Genomic DNA, 19,650 nt, shown 5'->3' on the forward strand with positions numbered 1-19,650 from the left:
GGCATGGCCGCGAATTCGGCGAAGCAAACCACATTCATGATCTTTGGCGCTTTCGCCACTTTGATTGGGTTGCTCCTCGTCTTCATTCCGCCGATGCCGCAGCCGCTTTCGCCCGTCTCGGTTGGAATTGCTTCGCTAGGGGCGATCCTATGCGTGTACTGGTCTCTCTATCGCATTCTTCCGGCCGATAGAACCCCGACCGTGGGAGAGTTTCAGACCAACTTCTTGGTAGCCCTGGCGGGAGCCGAGTTGGTAACGCTGTCCGGCGTCTTCATCGGTTCGGCGCCAAGGGGCCCGTTACCGTTTGCCCTGGTAACGTGGGCCCTCATGTTCGGGCTCGTGCTGCCCAAGATGATCGCCTTTTGGCGCCGACGCTAGTGTCTAGCCTCCGCCGGAACTCGCATGGACGTCGAACTGAACGGTCATTTGCTGAGGTCCGGTGGCGGTCTGGATAGTGGCTTTCAGAGTGATCGTGGCCGTCCCGAAGAGGATCCCGGGCTTTACGGTTAACTTGCCCGTGTTGTCGATCACAAAGTCCGGATCGTCGGAGGTCCAGACCTGCCCGGTCGGCACTTCGGCTTTGTTGTTGAACCTGTCGAAGCTGGCGGCAGAAAGCTGGGTCGTGCTAGGCGATTGAACGTCGAGCCCGCCGGCGCCGATTTCGGCCCCAGAAGAGTCCAAAGCGGCAAGGCGTTCGGCAAAGCCGTGGGGAAGGATAGTGACCGTCGCCGAATCGGAGAAGCCGTTCTGGGTTTCGGTAGCGACCACGGTTCCGCCGCCGGCGCCCGGAGCGGTCAATGTCGTCCCCGCGAGTGCGAGGCCGGTCGCGTTCTGAAGGGCAAAGGTGAAACTGGCGCCGGATACCAGCACGTTATCCTCGTCGAACCCTTTCGCTCCAACGGTCATCGAGTCGCCGTGGATGATGTTGAATGCCTTCGAGGGAAGGATCTCGACTCGCTGAACCCCCGGGCGTTTGTCGACGAAAACGTGCACCTGGAGTTGCTTACCGCTCTCGGCTTCTTTGAAGGTCAGGACGCCATCTCCGAGCAAGGTTTGGCTGGCCGTTAGCGTATAGCCCCCTCCGTCTTTCGGCGTCAGGTTGAACGCCGTCGAACCGCCTGTCACCGTCAGGTTGTTTGGACCGATCGGGATGAGGCTGCCGCTGGAGTCAAGCGCCGTCACGCCGACCGCAAAAATGTCTTTCCGATGAATGTGGACGTCTCCGCTTGGGAACGTTCCGACGCGAACGTCGAGGTGGTCGATCGTGCTAACGAGGTCCAATACCGCGACATTCACCGCGCCAGGGGCGACGGTGACGGCGGTTGAAGCTTCACCCAAGATAACGTCGGATCCGCTCACGGTCCCAAACGCCTTGCATTGGAGGAAGAGCGGCTTACTCAACGGCAGACCGTCAAAGACGACGATCGACTGGTCGTTGGTCCCGCTGGGGCGTGTGACGTCGACTTCCTTGAGTGGGGTATCGGAACCGTCTTCCTTCACGAGGAGATGGAGGCGGGTCGCCAACTTTGGGACGACGCGGCCAAGGCTTGGCCACTTGATCGTAAGCCGAAAAGCGCCCGATTTGGCTCCCGACGCGCTCGCGCCTCCCCCTCCGCCGCATCCTGAAAGAGCAAGGACTGAGATCAAAAGGACCAAGACGGTCAAAACGGAAGCGAGACGGGCACGCATGTACGGCTACTGTAATCCGAATCGCTCACTGTGAGCAATCGCTAAGGCGAAAGGTCGCATGAATGTCTAACTTCCGAACCTTCTGCCTTGCATCGAAAGATGGAAGACGTTGTAAGCCGTACGATGGGCGCCGAGGAAGTCCGGCCGAGTCCATTCGACGGAGTAGGCATCCACGCGTTGCGTACCCTCTAAAGTGGAAGCGGTATCGGCTTCCTCAACGGTTCGGAAAGCGACGCGCATCGTAGTCGGCTCCGCCGTTCCATGAGTGGGGACGACCCTAGCGGAAGAGATCGCCTTCGCCGCCGCGTCTTCGATTCCCGGTCCCGTAACGCTTGGATGCTTAAGTCGGCCCATATAGCGTCCAAAGCCGGTTTTCGTGGAGTAGGTGGTGACGCCGGGAAGCGCCCCTTTTGCCTCATCGCACCCCGCGTCGTCGCTGGTGACGAGGAGCGTCGGTACCCCGAACGTGCCGGCGACCGCCGCGCTGATCTCGATTTCGCCGGCTTCGAAGCCGTTCAGCCAAAATCGATGGACGCCGCCCGCTAACGCGTGCTCCATCAAACCAGATTGCGCTCCCGCCATTCCGTGGTAGCCGACCAGGAATGCGCCGTCGAACGAAGCATCGATCCCTTCCATCATTCCCATCGTTCCGCTGCCGATTCCCGAGATCAGCTCGACGTCCGACTCGAGCTCGTCGATCAGTAAGTTCTTGCAACCGGCATGAGAATCCTTGACGACCACTTGGGTGGCGCCCCCTTTTCGCGCGCCGCGAATCGCCGCGTTCACATCGTGCGTCAGCATGCGGCGGGCAAAAGCGAAGTCGTAGTGCTCGCCGTCCGGACGTCCGCACTGGGAAAATGAAACGATGCCGGTGGCGCCTTCGATATCGACGGAAATGTAGATGCGCATGGGGGCGATTCTAGCGCCGCATTCCGAAAGAGGGGACACGCTCCGTGCCCGAAAGCCACGCAATAATAGTAGTGAGGCACGAATTGGCTCGCATTTCCAACCGAAACCTACGAGAAGCGGCGATTGCGGCTTTGTTTGTGGGAGTGATCGCCCTATCGCTGAGCGCCCGCCCCCGCTTCGCGGTTTCGGTCCAGCCACGGCCGTCGCCGCGTGCTCCCGCGTTTGAAACCTCACTTGTTCCCAGCCCGGTCCCGATCGGCGTGGCGACGGAAGACGTCGACGAAAGTTCGGCGGGCATGCGGATCACCGCGAAGGTACCCAGGACAGAGGATGCGCGCGCGATCGAGGCCAAACTGCTGCGTGAGCTGAATCGCTATCCTCAGAGTCTTCTGGCCCGGTTGAACGTCGATCGCTTTCTGCTCGTCTCGGACTTACGTTGCGATGCTTTGGAGTGCGGGGGGCTGACCGTCTTGGAGCACCGGCACATTTTTCTGGAAGCGGATTCTTCGGATTGGATCACTTCCACCTTCCCGGGAATCCTCCACCACGAAATCATGCATGCGATCGATGGAACGGCCGGTTGCGACCGCTCGGATGCCGCCTGGGAGGCTTTGAATCCGAAATCGTTCCGCTACGAAGGAAACGAATTCGTTCCCCTTCCGGTGGGTAAACCCAAGCCGGGTTTTGCGACCGCTTACGCCACCTCCACCGTGAGCGAAGACCGTTGCGAACTTTTTAAGATGGCGATGATCGAGCCAAACGAGCTATTGTCCAGAATCCACACCGACCGTGTTCTCGCGGCGAAGCTGAGCCTATTAGAAAGCCGCCTGCGGCAGATCGGGCCGCTTCCCAAGGGATGGCCGAACCGTAGGAAACGGCTATTCTCGACCTATGATCTCTGACGCCGACAATTAGCGATGGACCCGCCGGCGCCCGCTATCTACACGCCCTGGACGAAAGGGATCTACGAAGTCGCCCCCGCTTTGCGTCCTTTCGGCGTCGATTTTGGAAACGGCGCCGCCGACCAGCGTCTTTTCCAGATCGACTCCGAATTCGAGCGATATGCCGAGAACAAGCGGACAGCGCTCCGTGAGCGGCGTGGAAAGTACGCCCGAGCCTTTCGTCTCTCCCGGGAAGTTGAACGGGCCACGATCGAGCTCATCGTAACCCGCCTCGCCACCGATTATCCCGAGCGTTTTTCGGCGGCTTGGGAGGGGGACCATCGAGCCTTGCTGGAGGGGGATAAGCAGTGGGTGTTGCCGGCAAACGGCCGTGGAAACGAGAGCGCCGCATTGGATCTGCTGGCACGGCTGGTGCCTGAGGATTTGGCGATCGTTAGCGTGGAAGACTCTGTCGATTGGGTCTCCTATTTGCATCTATGCAGTCCCAGCCATTGGGCAGCGGAGGAGAAGATCGGGCGCTCATTCTTCGATGTCCACGAGCCAATTCCCGGCTTTGAGAAGATCAACCGAGTTTCCAGCGGCTTGGTCGACGCGATGGTGAACAAGGGGCCCTGGGTCCGCTTCGTGTGGGGCGTTGAATCCGACGATCGGCTGAACCACCATCCCGAGCCGCCCCCCGGTTTTGACCAGGAAGAGTGGGATGGCCGCCGATTTGAGGGTGGCCGGTTCTGGGTCCGGACCGAGCGCCAAATCGTCACCGGCATGCCTGAGGTGGGCGCCGCTCTGTTTACGATCCGCGTTGGATTTGTGCCGGACACCGTCGTGTTGGCCGACGAAATGCTTCAAACCTCGCTCCTACGTGCCCTCGACTCGATGTCGCCGGAGGCGAGGCGCTACAAGGGGTTGGCGAAGGACTGGGATAGGTTGAGGGCGGCGTTAGACGGTTAGGGAAACTCGACTCACGCTGCCAATTCCGCAACCAGCGCCGTCAGGAAGAACTCGCAGTCCGTAACCAAACCGATCGCTTGGTGGGTGCCGCGGTCGGTTAACTTAATCACGGAGTCGGCATCGCTGTCGACACAGTAGGTTTTTACGCTGGCGGGGAGAATATTTCCGGTCGCTACCGAGTGCAAGGTGGTGGCGACCATGAGGCACACGCCCACTCCGCTAATGTGGGCTCGCATTGCGTCCTGGGCGCGAATGCCGTCCGTGATCACATCGGGCAGAGGTCCGTCATCCCGGATCGACCCGGCAAGAACGAAGGGGATCCCATGCTTTACGCAGGCATGCATCACGCCCCCCGATATGAGTCCCTGCTCGATCGCGTTGGCAATGCTGCCCGCTCGGCGCACTCGGTTGATGGCGCGAAGATGGTGGGTGTGGCCGTGGGCGCTGCTGCCGCCGGTCCTCAGGTCGACCCCCAAAGAGGTTCCCAGCATGTTCGCTTCGATGTCGTGAGCGGCGAGGGCGTTACCCGCAAAAAGGATATCGATCCACCCCTTCTCGATAAGCCGCGCTAAAAACGGCGCGCTTCCGCTATGGACGATGGCCGGTCCGCCGACGAAAAGAACCCGTTTGCCTTCCTCCTTAGCCTTTTGAATCGCGCGCGCCGCGTGCTCGATCATCCGGCGCTTCGGCCGCTCGGAGGAGACTTCATTCGACATGAAGCGAAACTCCGCGTCGTCCCGCTGCTCCTCTTCGGCCGGAGAGATTCGCACACCGTCAAAGCCAACGACCAGTCGATCGCCCGCGCGCACTCTGTGCATGGGACATGTAGTGGCGCGATACCGGCCGTTCTCGTCCCACACCCGAATGCCGCAGTCCATCTCCAGGTTTTCGACCTCGACGAATTGCCCTTTGATGTGAATGTGGGTGGTGAAATTGGAGGTGGAATGAAATCCTTCCGGAAGGACCCCATCCATGTCCGCCTCGACTAGCGTGACTTCTTCCAGCGAGTAAAGGGCGCCGAATACCGCGCTCGCCTCGAGCGCTCTCCGCATCGTTTCGACATCGGGAGCGGTTAGGTGAAGGTCGACGATCGTCGGCTTGTCCGAAAACTCGCCGACCTTGAATCGCCGGGTCTGGAACTTGACGCCATGCGCGTTCAGTACGTCCAGGACCTTACCGAGCGTGTTCTTGTCCAGCAGATCGCCAGCCAGGCTAAGCCTCTCGGTTACCATCGCCCGATGTTACCGTCCCGGCAACCGCGCTCGACCGATTGATCGCCTGCCACAATGGGGAAGTGGACACTCCCGAAGAGCTTCAGCGCTCTGCCGCCGCCGAAATCGCCGTCGCCGAAAGCACGGCGGCTCTCCGCGAGATCGAATCGCGTTTTCTTGGCAAGAGCGGCTCGATTCCGGCGCTCATGAAGCTGCTCGGGGGGCTCGATAAGGACGAGCGCCCGGCGTTCGGACAGCGAGTCAACGGGGCCAAGAACCACGTCCAGGCGCTGATCGACGAGCGTGCAGCCGGGTTGCGATCTCGCGAGCGGTTGGCTCAGTTTGAGGCCGAACGCATCGACGTGACAATGCCCGGCGACCGGCCGCGCATGGGGTACGAGCATATCCTTCAGCTCACCACCAACAAGATCAAACGCGTGCTCGGCGGGCTCGGCTTTCAGTATCTGGAGTCGCCTGAGCTAGAGGAGTTCCGCTACAACTTCGACGCCCTCAACTACCCGCCCGATCATCCGGCAATGGATGACCAGGACACGTTCTACGTCGATGACGATCACGTTCTCCGAACGCAGTGCACGGCCTTGCAAGGCCGGGTTTTCGAGAGCACGCCGCCGCCGCTACGCTGCTTCACCGTCGGGCGCACTTACCGAAACGAAGCCGTCGACCGAACGCATAACCACACCTTCCACCAAGTCGACTGCTTTATGATCGACGAAGGGGTAAGCATGGCCCATCTAAAAGGGACGCTCGGCGTCTTCGCCCGGGCGATGTTCGGTGAGGAGGTGCAGATTCGATTCCGCCCTGACTTCTTCCCGTTCGTTGAGCCGGGAGTCGACTACGCCATCTCGACGCCGAAGCTTTTCGACGGCCGTTGGGTCGAGCTCGGTGGCGCCGGCCTCATCCATCCGAATATCTTGGAACGCTACGGAATCGACACGGAACGCTACTCCGGCTTCGCCTTTGGCCTCGGCGTCGAGCGCATCCCGATGATGGCCTATGGCATCGACGACCTACGCCTCTTCCTAGAAAACGACCTCCGCTTCCTCGAGCAGTTCCGCGGAGAAAGCCAGGATCCGGAGCCGCTTCCTCGTCAAAGCATCGCCTGATTTCTCCACCCCCAACCCCCTCCTCATCGCACATGCATCGACGAGGAGGGGGCTCCGGACTACTTTACGCTGCAGGTCAAACGGAGTTGACCATTCAAATAGCCCTCCAAAAGGTCTCCACTTGCGACAGGTCCGACGCCGGCTGGAGTGCCGGTGAAGACGAGATCACCCGGTAATAAGGTGAAGTAGCGGGAGGCGAAGCTGATGAGAGCGTCGAATCTGTGGAGCATTTGGCGGCTGCTGCCGGCCTGGACGACCTGACCGCCTCGTCGAAGATCGAATTCGATATCTCCAGAAGGTACCGGTCCGAACTCTCCAACCGCCGCGGACCCGTCGAACGCTTTGGCGATCTCCCATGGCAGTCCTTTCGCCTTACATTTGCTTTGCAGGTCGCGAGCGGTGAAATCGAGTCCGAGCCCGATTTGATCGTAACAGTACGCAGAGTCCTCGACAGAAACTTGCGTTGCCTTCTTTGAAATGCGAAGGACGAGCTCGATTTCGTGGTGAATTTCTTTCGAGAAAGGAGGGAGGCGAAACGGCTCGCCCGGAGGCAGCATCGCCGTATCTGGCTTCAAAAAGAGCACCGGCTCCTCCGGTATTTCGCTCCCGAGCTCGCGAGCATGTTCAATATAATTGCGCCCTACACAGATCATCTTCATGGTGAAAGTCTGACCGCCTTGGTCACTGAAAAGCGCGACAAGGAAAAGGACGACGGTCTTCCCATAATTCGAGTATGGGGTTACAACGGGGAAAGTGCGCATGAGCGCGCGTCTCCCCGACAACGAACGCGAGCGGCTTGCCGCGTTGCGAGAGTACGGCGTTCTCGATACGCCACGCGAACTTGCCTACGACGACCTCGTAAAGCTTGCCGCTTCGATCTGCCGCGTCCCCATCGCGGCGATGACTTTCGTCGATGAAGACCGCCAGTGGTTCAAAGCTCGAATCGGCCTCGATGCGGAGCAAACTTCCCGGAGCCAATCGTTTTGTGCTCACGCGATCCTCGACCCCGCTTCCGTGATGGAGGTAGAGGACGCTGCGGTGGACGACCGGTTCCGTACGAACGAGTTGGTCGTCGGCAGTCCGGGAATTCGGTTCTACGCAGGAGCGCCGCTTCTTACGGATGACGGCTTGGCCTTGGGGGCGCTTTGCGTCATCGACGTAAAGCCACGGCACTTATCGGAAGAGCAAATCGAGGCGCTCAAAGCGCTCGGCCGGCAAGTGATGGCGCTGCTCGATCTTCGCAAATCGATGAGCCACCTGCAAATCGGGGCCGTGGAGCTTCGGGAGGCGTTGCTGGCGGCAGAAAGCTCGCATCGGGCTAAAGAAGTCTTTCTTTCGAACATGAGCCACGAGCTGCGGACGCCCCTGAATGGTCTGATCGGAATGGCCGACCTTCTCTCCGCGACTCCGTTAAACGCGCGGCAGACCCGCTACGTCGAGACGATGCGAGCGAGCGGAGCCCAACTATTAGAGGTCTTAACCGGCGTACTGCAGATTTCGGAGAGCGGAGCCATCGAAGCCGACCTCGTGGAGATCCCAACCGAGCTTCCTCTCCTGGCCCGAGACGTGGTGGAGTTGATGCGGCCGGCTGCCGTTGCCAAAGGGCTGGCGCTCTCGATGACGGTGGACGCCCCTCTTCACGCACCGGTGCTTGCCGACCAAAACTGCCTGCGCCAGGTGCTGACCAATCTCTTGGGCAACGCCCTGAAGTTCACGGAGCACGGAAGCGTCGAACTCCGGATGCGGCATTTGAAGACCGCCGACTCGACGATCCGAGTGCGGTTAGAGATCGAAGACACCGGAATCGGGATTCCTACCGATCGACTCGACGCTATCTTCGATCACTTCGTGCAAGCCGACGATCGATTGTCGCGAGCGTACGGCGGGAGCGGGCTTGGACTCAGCATCAGTCGGGGTATCGTCATGCGGATGGGCGGCAACCTTAGCGTGTCGAGCGCGGTAGGTAAGGGCAGCGTCTTTTCCTTCGAACTCGATATGAATCTGGTCCCGCAAGCCACCAATCTCCGACCTTGCCGTGTGCTGGTCGTGGAAGATAACGAGGTGAACACCATCGTAATCACCGCGATGCTCGAGCATAAGGGATGCGTGGTCAGCCACGTGGCAAATGGACTCGAAGCTGTTCAGATCCTGAAGCGGGAACGGTTCGACATGGTCTTCATGGACCTGCAGATGCCGGTCATGGACGGCGTCACCGCGACTCGCGAGGTGCGCGCCACCGAGCCAGGCACCGAGCACGTGCCGATTGTGGCGGTGACCGCCAGCGCAATGGAAGAGGATGAACAGATCTGCCGGCAAGCGGGGATGGACGGACTCATCCGGAAACCGATCAGCGAGCGATTGATTGCCGAGGCTCTTGAGCGGTTTGTGCTGCGTTAACGGGATAATCAACCCCGTCCATGGACGATCTTCGACTTAGGGCCGAAATGTGCGACATCGGCCGGCGCCTCTGGCAACGCGACCTCGTCGGCGCAACGGAGGGGAATCTTTCGGTACGTCTCTCCCCCCAACGGATCCTCTGTACCCCCTCCGGACTCAGCAAAGGGCACATGCGTCCGGGCGATCTGGTCGTGATCGACACCAAGGGAAACCCGATCGGGGCCGGAGAACCGAGCACCGAGATCCGCCTCCACCTGAGGATGTACGCGAAACGCCCGGACTGCGTGGCCGTGATCCATGCCCACCCTCCCACGGCGACCGCCTTTGCCGTCGCGGGCGAGGAGATCCCGGACGATCTTTTGCCGGAAGCGGCCTATGTTCTGGGATCGGTGGCGACCGCGCCGTTCGGCGTGCCGGGGACCGACGAGGTTCCAGACCGCATGGAAGCGTTGATGGACGATCACAAAACGTTTTTAATGGCCCACCACGGGGCGGTGGTGATGGGGAAGGGGTTAGAAGACGCCTATAACCGGATGGAGGTCTTGGAACGTGTCGCACGAATTCTGCTCATGGCCCGCCTCCTTGGCGGCGCTAAGCCGATGCCGGACCGGATGTTCAAGCACGTAATGGCCGTCGCCCTTAATGGAAAGCTATGACTCAACGCACGTTCCGCTTCGGGATCATCGGTTGCGGCCTTATGGGCCGGGAGTTCGCCAGCGCCGCCGCTCGTTGGTGCCATCTGCTCGACCTCGACGTTCGACCGGAAATCGTCGCCGTTTGCGACGCCAATCCAGACGCGATGGGATGGTTCACAGCAAATGTCCCCTCCGTAAGAATGGCTACGACGAGCTATGCGGAGCTATTGGCCGATCCGGAAGTGGAAGCGGTCTACTGTGCGGTTCCCCACAACCTCCACGAGCGCCTCTACGTCGACATTGTTCGCGCCGGAAAGCATCTATTCGCGGAGAAGCCGTTCGGAATCGACTTGCGCGCCTGCCAATCGATCCTCGCCGCGATGCGTGAGAATCCAGAGGTCTTCGTACGTTGTTCTTCGGAGTTCCCCTATTACCCAGGCGCCCAGCGGATCGCCCGGATGATCGAGCAGGAGGCTTTCGGACAGATCATCGAAGTGCGCGCCGGATTCCTGCATAGCTCCGACCTCGACCCCAACAAGCCGATCAACTGGAAACGTCGCATCGCCACCTGCGGCGAGTACGGCTGCATGGGCGACCTCGGAATGCACGTGCTCCACATGCCGCTTCGAGCCGGCTGGCGTCCGAAGAACGTACGCGCGCTGTTGAGCAAGGTCGTTGAGCGGCGCCCCGACGGCCACGGAGGCATGGCCCCCTGCGAAACCTGGGACAACGCGATTCTTGCCTGCGAGTCGGTCCAAGGATTCCCGCTCGTCCTGGAAACCAAGCGCATTTCCCCGGGCGACACCAATACCTGGTACCTGCGCGTAGTCGGCACGGAAAACTCCGCGGAGTTCACGACGCATCGCCCCAAGACGATCCGTACGCTGCCTTACAAGAGCGGCGGGCATCAAGCCTGGCAGGAGGAAGACCTCGGATACGAAGGGGTCTTCAAGGGGATCACCGGCCACATCTTCGAGTTCGGCTTTGCCGACGCGATCCAACATATGTGGGCTTCATTCCTGCAAGAACTTAGTGGCGGCGTTCCCCGATACGGCTGCGCCACGCCGGAGGAGGCGCTTGGCTCGCATCGGCTCTTCACCGCCGCGCTCGAATCGCAGCGTACCGACGCTACGGTTGCGCTAGAGTAGAAATCGTATGTTCGACGCCGTCGTCGCCGGGCACATCTGCCTCGATATCATTCCAGAACTAAGCGGCCACGTCGCGTTTGAACCGGGCCGGCTTGTCGAAGCCGGGCCTGCCACGTTGAGCACCGGCGGCGCCGTTTCGAATACCGGGCTCGCCTTAACCAAGCTCGGTCTCAAGACGCGTCTGATCGGTAAAGTCGGCCGAGGACCGTTTGGCCGCACTATCTGCGAGATCCTCGACAGCCACCAACCTGGCCTCGGCGCCTCGATGTCGGTGGTTGAAGGCGAGGGGACATCGTACACGATCGTCGTAAGCCTCTCCGGACATGACCGCATGTTCCTGCACTCCCCCGGCTGCAATAGCACCTTTACCTCCGACGACGTGCCGGATGAAGCGCTGGCGAACACCCGGCATTTCCACTTCGGCTATCCGCCATTGATGGCTGGAATGTTTGCCAATGACGGCGAGGAGCTGGTGCGCTTATTCCGCCGAGCCAAAGAACACGGGGCGAGCACCTCGCTGGACATGAGCCTCCCGGATGCCGACGCACCGTCGGGACGAGCGGATTGGGAAACCATACTGAAACGGGTCCTCCCTTACGTCGACGTATTCGTTCCCAGCATCGAGGAGCTCCTCTTTATGCTGGAGCGGCAAACGTTCGAGCAGCTTCGCGGCGTGGTCTGGTCGGGCTTGCCTTCGGGGGCGTTCGAGCGGCTGGCGACTCGCGCGCTTCAGATGGGAGCGAAGGTAGTTGGCATTAAGGCCGGCTCACGCGGGCTTTTCTTGCGAACCTCCAAGAATGTGGAAGGGTTGGACCTCGGCCCGGAATGGCGCGACCGCTCGGTCTGGGCGCCGTGCTACTGCGTGGAGGTCGTGGGCACGACCGGGGCGGGCGACGCGACGATCGGCGGCTTTTTGAAGGGTCTGCTTAGCGGGATGTCGCCGGAAGATTCCTTGAACGCCGGTGTTGCCAGCGGAGCATGTTGCTGCGAACAGCCGGACGCGGTGAGCGGCATCCGGTCTTGGGAAGAGACCGAGACCCGCATTGAGTCCGGCTGGCCAAGAATCCCGCTCGTTTTGGGCCGGGAATGGCGTCTCACACCTAAAGGGGTTTATGAACGCGATGAAGCGAAGTGAAATCAACGATCTGATCCAAGACGCGATCGCGTGCTTCCAAAGCAACGGCTGGGCGCTTCCCCCTGACCCTCGCTGGGACGTCACCGATTTTGGCTTGGGCGATTGGCGACGCTTCGGCCTAGTATTGGTGAACTTGGCCGACGAGCCGGAATACTGCGAAAAGCTGATGTACGCCCAACGAGGGATGGCGACCCCCGCCCACTGCCACCGGCGTAAGAAGGAGGACATCGTCAGCCGCTGGGGAACTCTCCGCGTCACTCTTTGGCCTTGCGAGCCGGGCACTTGCGGCGATCAGTCCATGTGGGTCCAAGTGAACGGGAAGCTTCTCTCCGTCGAATCCGGCGGCGCCGTGGAACTCTCCGCCGGCGAGAGAATCACCCTCGTCCCCGGGATGTATCACGAGTTCGTCCCCGTCACCGACGAGTGCGTGATCGGCGAGGTCTCGACCGCCAACGACGACCTGAACGACAACTTCTTCGCCAACAAAGAAGTGGGCCGCTACGCCACTATCGAAGAAGACGAGCCAGCCGTGGTGAGGCTAAGCAGCGACTAATCTCCGAAGTCCGGTCCGGAAGGATCATCGGCGAGGGCGCCGACCCTACGCGGGCTTTTCGGCGCGTCGGCGTTTGCGGCCGTTGCCGAGCTTGTGCTGTTCGATCAGCGATCGCGCTTGCCCGGCGGTGGCGCAGAGGGCGATGACGTCCTCGGGTACCGACATCCGTCGTAAGGTGTCGACCTGACGGTCGGTGGGTGGCTGCTCACGCCATCGGGCATCGGCGCGGACGATCTGGACGCAGTCGGACCAGGTCATTCTGATAAACCGATCCGCCTCGTCGAATACCTTAGCGAGATCTTCGCCGAGCGGTAGCGGCGGGTACTCCATCATCGTCGAAGAGAGCGTGAGCGAGTACCGGCCCAAAACGTCTACCGATATCCGCGCGAGGCGATCGCGCTCGAACCCGCTCGATCCGCAAGGCAGCGCGTACTCGCCTTCGCCGGTCTTGAGCCACGCCAGGGCGGTATGCCCCACGATCTCCTCAGGGATAGACAATTCCCGGAGCAGGTCGACTTCCGTGAGCACGGTGTCGATATCGTCGAACGACATCGGACGGCGGAAAAGCTGAGCCCGCTTAAGCGGTCCCACATCGTCCACCATCGTCGCCGCCTCAAAGATCGAGTGGCCTTGAAGATCGAAGTCCGCCGGCAACCCTACGAGGCCGGCGACGGTTGCAGGAATGGGCTTCTTGTCCTCCTTATCGTCCGGACCCACGAGGGAGAACTTGCCGGCAAGGTCCACGACGTCGATGACGATGCAGTCCGGCTTGTCGCTCTCGTCGATCGCCCGTCGCCGCGAAATCGGGTTCGGGGAGCCCTCGACGATGCCGGGCAACGTCCGGACCCCACGCCCGGCCATTTGGGCGTAAAGCCCCCAGCTCTGGGTGGGACGCAGCATGAGCACGCAGCTCACGTGGGGTACGTCAAACCCTTCGGTCGCGACGTCCACGTTCACCAGCACCTGCGTGTCGCCTCGGCCGAACCGGCGCATGATCCCGGCTCGGACGTCGGCCTTCATCGTGCCGTCCACATGCTCGGCGGCGATGTGGTGGGAGCGGTAAAGCTCGGCAACATCCTTTGCGTGCTGTACGTCGACGCAGAAGACGATGGTTCGCCGGTCTTTGGCGATGTCGGACCAGTGCATGAAGGCGGTGAAGTTCCGCTCCTCGGTATTGACGGCGCGGGCAAGCTCAGCCTGGTGGAAGTCGCCTCGAACCTTCTTGACCTTCGACAGATCGGTGCCGGTGGCGACGCGGTATCCGCGAAGATCGACGAGCCAACCATCGGCGACGGCTTGCCGAAGCTGATACCGAAAGACTACGTCCTCGAAGATCGCTTCTTCGGAGCCGTGGAGCGGACGATTGTCCATCCGGTGGTCGGTCGCGGTGACGGCCAGGGTAAAGCAGGTCCCCTCGTAGCTGCCGAACCGCCGCAGAACGTTTTGCCAAGTGTCGGCGGGGGCATGGTGCCCCTCGTCCATGATCAGCAGTCCGGGGTGGAACCACGGAAGCCGCTTACTGTCCGGCCGGCCCACCGATTGAACGCCCGCGACGACGACGCGAGACTCCTCGTCCGCGCGTAGCGGGCCGCCTTCGATACCGACGCTCAGACGGGGCGCCATGAGGCGGATGCGGTTCGCGGCCTGGTGAAGCAACTCCGAGCGGTGGGCGACGACGAGCGACGATTCGTTATAGATTCGGTCGAATTCATCAACCAAAGAGGCGAACAGCGTCGTCTTGCCGGTGCCGGTCGGCATCACCACCATGACCCGATGAAGACCTCGGTCGCGGGCGGCGAGGACTGCCGATTTCGCCTTCTCCTGGTAGTCCCGCAAAACGATGCTGGGCACCTCGCCAGGCACGACGAGGTCGGAAGGCGGGTCGGCAAAGCTCATAGGAAACCGGTCTCACAGAGGCGAGAGGGGAGCCATCAGTGTTCCACAAGCTAGCCCTTCCGCGCCGCCGAAATGTAGCGGAAAGCTACACTGTTTTATGGGCCTGTGGCGGGCACTTCTTCGCTGGTTCTACTCCGACTTCGGCTCACGGGAAGCGGACCAGCTTGCTTCGCTTCCTTTCAACGAGCGGAGCGATAGAATCACGGAGCTCATCCGCGGGTCGGTCCCGGATCCGCGTCAATTAGCCCTTCAACGGTGGAGGGAGGTTAGTGCGGCTTGCGAGAAGCTCGCTTCCATTCCGGAGACGTTCGAGATTCAGCGAACCGAAGCACTCGCCGATCAGATTCGACTGACGAAGGAGGTCCTCATAGAGTTATCTGCCCGGCTCGAACAGGAGCCCTTTGAGGCGGAATGCCTCGCCGAAGTCCATCGCGAACTGGACCTCTTAGAACTTGAGATTGGCATCGGTCAGCCAGTGGAGTGGTTGCGGCCCAAGGCGCCGAGCTCCTTCGTTCGCCGGATCAGCACCTCGGCAATCGAGTCGGACCTTAAGAATCTGGAGTCGCTGAATAACCGAGCCCGAGAGGCCTTTGTAGACCTTACCGACTGCCGTAGCACGCTCGACTCGGCCATGGAAAACGGCGCTTCCGACACCGAACTTGCAAAACTGAAGGCAAAAGCGGAAGTCGCGGTGCGACTCTTTCTGGAATTGGCGGAAGAGGCGTATCTCCTAGACAGAGAGTTGGACCTTAAAGCATTTGTTAACTCCGCACAGACCTCTGCGAGCGATTACTTGCGGTACCTCGAAGCAGTGACTGCCGAGGCGAGGCAGCTTGTAGCGGTAGTTCGGAAGACGCAGAAGGAATTGAGGACGAGTTCTCAAGGGGTTGACCCTCAACGGGAAACCGGGTCAGCATCATCGCATGAGCCTCCGAACTCCGCTGTGTGATCTGTTCGGGATTGAGTTTCCGCTCCTTCAGTCCGGGATGGGTGGAATTGCGGGCTCCGCGCTTGCGGCGGCGGTGTCCAACGCGGGAGCCCTTGGAATCTTCGCCGCTCACGGAACCAATCCGGATGGCGTCCGGGAACTGCTTGCTCAGATGCGGGTGGCGACCGACCGCCCCTTCGGCGCCAACCTCCTTCTCGCGCACGATCTTGTGCGACCGGCAGATTCGGTGCTCGACCAGACTTCGGATCTGGTGAACGAAGCTCTGAACCCTCTCCGCCGAGAAGTCGGCCTGGAACCGGCGCATGGAGCGCCCGCGTCTCCCGCCCGCGACGTGGAGGAGAAGTTGGAGCTTTTGCTCGAGGCCCGGATTCCCATCCTTAGCATCGGTCTCGGCAATCCTGGCCACGAATTGGTGGAGCGATGCCGCCGGCAAGGCACCAGGGTGATCGCCATGGTGACCACCGTGGAGGACGCGAAGGCGGTCGAGAGTGCGGGAGTCGACGCCATCGTAGCGCAGGGAGCGGAAGCGGGTGGCCATCGGTCGCACTTCGCCAAGCCGGCACAAAGCGGGGCCGGGCTGGTGGGAACCATTGCGCTGGTTCCGGAGATCGTTGACTCGGTCCGGGTTCCGGTGATCGCGGCCGGGGGAATCGTCGATGGTCGAGGCCTCGTTGCCGCGCTCGCCCTTGGCGCACAGGCCGTGATGCTTGGAACCAGATTTGTGGCGACCACGGAGTCGCTCGGCGTCCAAGCGTATAAACAAGCGCTTGTCGAAGGAGCGAGCCACGAAACCGTGGTGACCGATGCCGCCAGCGGACGATACGCGAGAGTTCTCCGGAACCGCTTCACCGATCACTACGCCGCCACCGGCGCTCCTACGTTGCCATTTGGCTGGCAGGGAAGCGCAGTAGCCCCGCTCTTCGACCAAGCTCGCGCTCTAGAAGACCCGGACCATATGGCCCTCTGGGCGGGCCAATCTACCGGCGCCATTCACGACATCCCCTCCGTCGCGGAAGTCGTCCGGCGGATAATGGAGGAAGCCGAAAGAGTCGTAGGATCGCTGGTCTCCAGACCGGCCTCCGGCTAACGAACGTGCACCGGATCATCGGCGAGGGCGCCGACGCTACATGCTGGGTTAGGTCTTCGGCAGGTAAACGCGGTCGATTTTTGCTTGCGAGCGCAGGCGCTGGACCAGATCTTGCCGACCGGAGACGAGGAATGCCTTGCGGAGCTCCTCGAGGTCGGCGCCCGAGGCGGAGGTGCCCAAGGCTTCCACGCGGAAGACCTGAATCGCTCCCGCGGCTTGAGCCGGCTTCGTTATGAAGCCCGGCTTCGCCACCCGAAGCTCCTGCTGGGTCGAAGCGGGGAAGGCGTTTACCATGCGCCATCCAAGTAGTCCGCCGGTCGTCTTAAGGGTCCCTTCGTCGTCGGATTTGTCTAACTCCGCTTCCCACGCGCCTCCCTTTGACACTCGGTCGTAGGCGGCTTGCGCTCGGAGGATCGCCGCCGAAACCTCCGTGGCGGCATCGCTCACCGGTTTATAGGCGAGCGTCGATACCCGCACATATCCCGCGGGCGAAAAGTTCTTTAGCACCAACGCATCGAGGAGTAAATCGGTGTGTACTCGGAGATAGAGGCGCGACTTTGGAAATCCCTGAGCTCGCATTGCCTGGTCGAAATCGGTTCCGGGAGGCATGCCGGCCCGAAGGGTTTTCAGCCGCTCGTCGTACGCCTTCTGGATCTCCGGCACCGTCGTCTTGACGCCTGCCTTCTTCGCTTCCGCTTGAATAAGCCGGTAGGTGATCACGTCTTGGGTGACGTCGGCTCCCCGCCAATCCCAAAGGTAGGCTTCGATCTCACTCGCTTTGATCGGCTCTCCATTCACCCGAACGACCACTTGGTCTGGTTTGGGAGGTGTCGGAAGGAGCGAAGAGAGCAGCGGATTCCCCTGCCGAAATGCGAGGGCGAACAAGAGGCTGGGCAGGACCATGAGGTTAAAGACGTCCGAAAACCGAGTTCGTCATCGCGGTACGATTTGAGCGTCGATCACGCTCGTTAAGACACGGTCGACGGTGAGTCCCTCGACCTCGGCCTCCGGCCGTAGAAGCACCCGGTGGCGCAATACCGGAAGCGAGAGCTCTTTCACGTCATCGGGAATCACGAAGTCCCGTCCACGAAGCGCGGCGATCGCCTTGCTGCAGTTGAGAAGCGCGATCCCGGCGCGAGGGGAGGCGCCGACGGAGATATCGTTTGAGTGCCGCGTCGCCTGTACGATCGCGTAGATGTATTCGAACACCCGCTCCTCTACGGTCGAGCGGCGCACCGTGTCCTGCATCTCCTGCAGTTGTTCCAGCGAGACCACCGGGTTAATTCCTGCTTCCTCCAGGCTCTGGGGGCGGAATCCTCGGTGGTGCATTTGGAGCACGCCGAGCTCCGCCTCTTTCGACGGATAGTCGACGATCACTTTTAGCAGGAACCGGTCTTGCTGCGCCTCCGGGAGAGGGTACGTCCCTTCGAAATCGATCGGGTTCTGGGTCGCAAAAACGAGAAATGGGGGCGGCAGGGGATGCGGCTCGCCGTCGATGGTGACGGTCCGCTCTTCCATCGCTTCGAGCAGGGCAGCTTGGGTTTTCGGAGGCGTCCGGTTGATTTCGTCGGCCAAGAGCACGTTTACGAAAACCGGTCCCTTTCGCAACTTGAATTCACTGTTACGCGGGTCGAAAACGGAGGTGCCGATGACGTCGCTCGGCATGAGGTCAGGGGTGAACTGGATCCGGCCGTAGTCGAGCGAGAGGGTTCTCGCCAGCGAGCGCACGAGCAGCGTTTTCGCGACTCCCGGTACGCCTTCCAGCAAAACATGGCCGTTCGCGAGAATAGCGACGAGCGCTTGCTCGATCGTCCGTTCCTGGCCGGCGATCGCCTTTCCGACTTCCGCCTTGATTAATTCCGCGAGGTTCTCGACGCTCATTGGTTGGGCCGGAGAATACCCACTTGGGCGTTGGTAGGCTACTAGAATAGCAATGGCTTTTCGCGACGGCGGACGTTCAGCATTAAGCCGACGCACGCCATGCACAACCATAGCGCGGTTCCGCCGTAGCTCAGGAATGGAAGCCACAATCCGACCACGGGAACGATGTGCAGGACCATGGCGATGTTGACGAATGTGTGAAAAAAGAGCGCGGCAAATATCCCCGCCGCGATCATCTTGTAAAACGGCTCGACCGCATTAAACATGACGACCCAGATTCGGTAGAAAAAGAATCCGAAGGCGGCGAGGACCATCGTGCACCCGACCAATCCTCCCTCCTCGCCGACGATCGTAAACACGAAGTCGTTATGCTGCTCCGGGATGAAATGCCCGGCCTTCTGCTCGCCTTTGAGATACCCGGTGCCGACCACGCCTCCAACGCCAAAGGCGATCTCCGCCCGCGCGGTCTGCCAGTTCTTGCCGGTGGAGTCCTTCGTACCAAGCCCCGGTAACCGGTCTTGCTGATACCCATGGAGAACCCGGCTCGATACCGCCGGTACGGTCAACACCAAGGTCGCCATCGTGACGAAAATGGCCAGAGCGACCCCAAGGTGCTTGATCTGCGCCCCTCCCACAAGGGAGATCGCAAACCACAAAACCACGATCACCATCGCCGCTCCAAGATGGGGCTGGAGGAGAATTAAGGCGAGAATCGGCAGGATGTGCAGGAACGAAAGTAGAAAGGTGGAGAGGCTCCGCACCGACTCTTGCCGGTTCGCATAGAACGCAGCCAGCGTTAACACGGTCAGCAGCTTCGCCAGTTCGCTCGGCTGAAACTGGATTGGTCCGAGGTCGATCCACCGCTCCGCCCCTTTCTTGGTGGAGCCCAAGACGAGCACCGCCGAAAGCGACAAGACGTTAATTCCGTAGAGCAACGTGCTGGCTCGAAGCCAAAATTTGGGATGAATAACCGCGAAAACGGTGAACGGCACGATGCCGATCAGGGCGAAGGCGACCTGCTTGCGAAAGTCCGCCCCACCGTCGCGATTGGCCCCTTCGCTGTAGAGCGACATCAACCCGACCACCACGAGAACGATCGCCGAGAGGATCAGCCACGGATCGATGCGTGGTCCCCTTCGCTGCTCGCCGATGCGGCTACCAGGGCTCGTGCTGATCGTCGCCATCG

At 61.0% G+C, this 19,650-nt stretch carries 19 protein-coding genes; 11 read left to right on the forward strand and 8 right to left on the reverse strand.

Annotated features, from left to right (window positions below):
• The first annotated feature begins 3 nt into the window (after nt 1-3).
• Nucleotides 4-378: a hypothetical protein gene (locus tag OP10G_RS14985; RefSeq protein WP_025229623.1), complete on the forward strand. Its 375-nt coding sequence runs from the start codon at nt 4-6 to the stop codon at nt 376-378.
• A 3-nt stretch (nt 379-381) separates the two neighbouring features.
• On the opposite strand, the gene OP10G_RS14990 is transcribed toward OP10G_RS14985, so the two are convergent.
• Entirely contained in the window at nt 382-1,689 is a 1,308-nt protein-coding gene (locus OP10G_RS14990; RefSeq protein ID WP_025229622.1) for a hypothetical protein, read from the reverse strand.
• Nucleotides 1,690-1,755: 66 nt separating this feature from the next.
• Nucleotides 1,756-2,598 (reverse strand): M55 family metallopeptidase, encoded by an 843-nt coding sequence (locus OP10G_RS24780; RefSeq protein WP_025229621.1) that lies wholly within the window; start codon nt 2,596-2,598, stop codon nt 1,756-1,758.
• A 71-nt stretch (nt 2,599-2,669) separates the two neighbouring features.
• Between OP10G_RS24780 and OP10G_RS15000 the strand changes: the two genes are divergently transcribed.
• Nucleotides 2,670-3,500 carry a hypothetical protein gene (locus tag OP10G_RS15000; protein WP_144241183.1) on the forward strand — a complete coding sequence of 277 codons (831 nt, stop codon included), beginning with the start codon at nt 2,670-2,672 and terminating at the stop codon, nt 3,498-3,500.
• Nucleotides 3,501-3,515: 15 nt separating this feature from the next.
• Nucleotides 3,516-4,448, forward strand: a complete 933-nt coding sequence (locus tag OP10G_RS15005; RefSeq protein WP_025229619.1) for a heme-dependent oxidative N-demethylase family protein — start codon at nt 3,516-3,518, stop codon at nt 4,446-4,448.
• Nucleotides 4,449-4,459: 11 nt separating this feature from the next.
• Here the strand turns inward: OP10G_RS15005 and OP10G_RS15010 are convergent, their stop codons facing one another.
• A complete protein-coding gene (locus OP10G_RS15010; RefSeq protein ID WP_025229618.1) occupies nt 4,460-5,680 on the reverse strand; it encodes an ornithine cyclodeaminase, nickel-pincer nucleotide-dependent in 1,221 nt (406 codons plus the stop codon).
• A gap of 62 nt (nt 5,681-5,742) precedes the next feature.
• Here OP10G_RS15010 and pheS point away from each other — a divergent pair, with 62 nt between their 5' ends.
• Nucleotides 5,743-6,783 (forward strand): phenylalanine--tRNA ligase subunit alpha, encoded by a 1,041-nt coding sequence (gene pheS, locus OP10G_RS15015; RefSeq protein ID WP_025229617.1) that lies wholly within the window; start codon nt 5,743-5,745, stop codon nt 6,781-6,783.
• 59 nt (nt 6,784-6,842) lie between these two features.
• On the opposite strand, the gene OP10G_RS15020 is transcribed toward pheS, so the two are convergent.
• A complete protein-coding gene (locus tag OP10G_RS15020) occupies nt 6,843-7,442 on the reverse strand; it encodes a fumarylacetoacetate hydrolase family protein (protein ID WP_025229616.1) in 600 nt (199 codons plus the stop codon).
• Nucleotides 7,443-7,542: 100 nt separating this feature from the next.
• Between OP10G_RS15020 and OP10G_RS15025 the strand changes: the two genes are divergently transcribed.
• Genes OP10G_RS15025 through OP10G_RS15045 form a run of 5 tightly spaced genes read left to right on the forward strand, consistent with a single transcriptional unit; the run spans nt 7,543 to nt 12,651 of the window.
• Entirely contained in the window at nt 7,543-9,180 is a 1,638-nt protein-coding gene (locus OP10G_RS15025) for a GAF domain-containing hybrid sensor histidine kinase/response regulator (RefSeq protein ID WP_025229615.1), read from the forward strand.
• A 20-nt stretch (nt 9,181-9,200) separates the two neighbouring features.
• Nucleotides 9,201-9,836 carry a class II aldolase/adducin family protein gene (locus OP10G_RS15030; protein WP_025229614.1) on the forward strand — a complete coding sequence of 212 codons (636 nt, stop codon included), beginning with the start codon at nt 9,201-9,203 and terminating at the stop codon, nt 9,834-9,836.
• The gene (locus tag OP10G_RS15035) at nt 9,833-10,963 is read left to right on the forward strand and encodes a Gfo/Idh/MocA family protein (protein WP_025229613.1); all 1,131 of its coding nucleotides are present in this window, start codon (nt 9,833-9,835) and stop codon (nt 10,961-10,963) included. The genes OP10G_RS15030 and OP10G_RS15035 overlap by 4 nt, the downstream gene beginning before the upstream one ends.
• A 7-nt stretch (nt 10,964-10,970) precedes the next feature.
• A complete protein-coding gene (locus tag OP10G_RS15040; RefSeq protein WP_025229612.1) occupies nt 10,971-12,098 on the forward strand; it encodes a carbohydrate kinase family protein in 1,128 nt (375 codons plus the stop codon).
• Complete coding sequence (locus tag OP10G_RS15045) at nt 12,085-12,651, forward strand: D-lyxose/D-mannose family sugar isomerase (RefSeq protein WP_025229611.1); 567 nt, start codon at nt 12,085-12,087, stop codon at nt 12,649-12,651. Before OP10G_RS15040 ends, OP10G_RS15045 begins: the two co-directional genes overlap by 14 nt.
• Nucleotides 12,652-12,696: 45 nt before the next feature.
• Here the strand turns inward: OP10G_RS15045 and OP10G_RS24785 are convergent, their stop codons facing one another.
• Nucleotides 12,697-14,547 (reverse strand): DEAD/DEAH box helicase, encoded by a 1,851-nt coding sequence (locus OP10G_RS24785; RefSeq protein WP_025229610.1) that lies wholly within the window; start codon nt 14,545-14,547, stop codon nt 12,697-12,699.
• Between the two features lie 97 nt (nt 14,548-14,644).
• On the opposite strand from OP10G_RS24785, the gene OP10G_RS15055 reads away from it, so the two are divergent.
• A complete protein-coding gene (locus tag OP10G_RS15055; protein ID WP_025229609.1) occupies nt 14,645-15,496 on the forward strand; it encodes a hypothetical protein in 852 nt (283 codons plus the stop codon).
• Entirely contained in the window at nt 15,471-16,583 is a 1,113-nt protein-coding gene (locus OP10G_RS15060) for an NAD(P)H-dependent flavin oxidoreductase (protein ID WP_025229608.1), read from the forward strand. The genes OP10G_RS15055 and OP10G_RS15060 overlap by 26 nt, the downstream gene beginning before the upstream one ends.
• A gap of 48 nt (nt 16,584-16,631) precedes the next feature.
• On the opposite strand, the gene OP10G_RS15065 is transcribed toward OP10G_RS15060, so the two are convergent.
• The 3 genes from OP10G_RS15065 to OP10G_RS15075 are packed head-to-tail and all read right to left on the reverse strand — an operon-like array spanning nt 16,632 to nt 19,648.
• Nucleotides 16,632-17,486 carry a peptidylprolyl isomerase gene (locus tag OP10G_RS15065; protein ID WP_025229607.1) on the reverse strand — a complete coding sequence of 285 codons (855 nt, stop codon included), beginning with the start codon at nt 17,484-17,486 and terminating at the stop codon, nt 16,632-16,634.
• 30 nt (nt 17,487-17,516) lie between these two features.
• The gene (locus tag OP10G_RS15070; RefSeq protein ID WP_025229606.1) at nt 17,517-18,464 is read right to left on the reverse strand and encodes an AAA family ATPase; all 948 of its coding nucleotides are present in this window, start codon (nt 18,462-18,464) and stop codon (nt 17,517-17,519) included.
• Between the two features lie 41 nt (nt 18,465-18,505).
• Nucleotides 18,506-19,648, reverse strand: coding sequence for an FtsW/RodA/SpoVE family cell cycle protein (locus OP10G_RS15075; protein WP_025229605.1), 1,143 nt, complete (start codon nt 19,646-19,648; stop codon nt 18,506-18,508).
• Nucleotides 19,649-19,650: the final 2 nt, after the last annotated feature.

Source organism: Fimbriimonas ginsengisoli Gsoil 348 (assembly GCF_000724625.1).
Taxonomy (GTDB): Bacteria; Armatimonadota; Fimbriimonadia; order Fimbriimonadales; family Fimbriimonadaceae; genus Fimbriimonas; species Fimbriimonas ginsengisoli.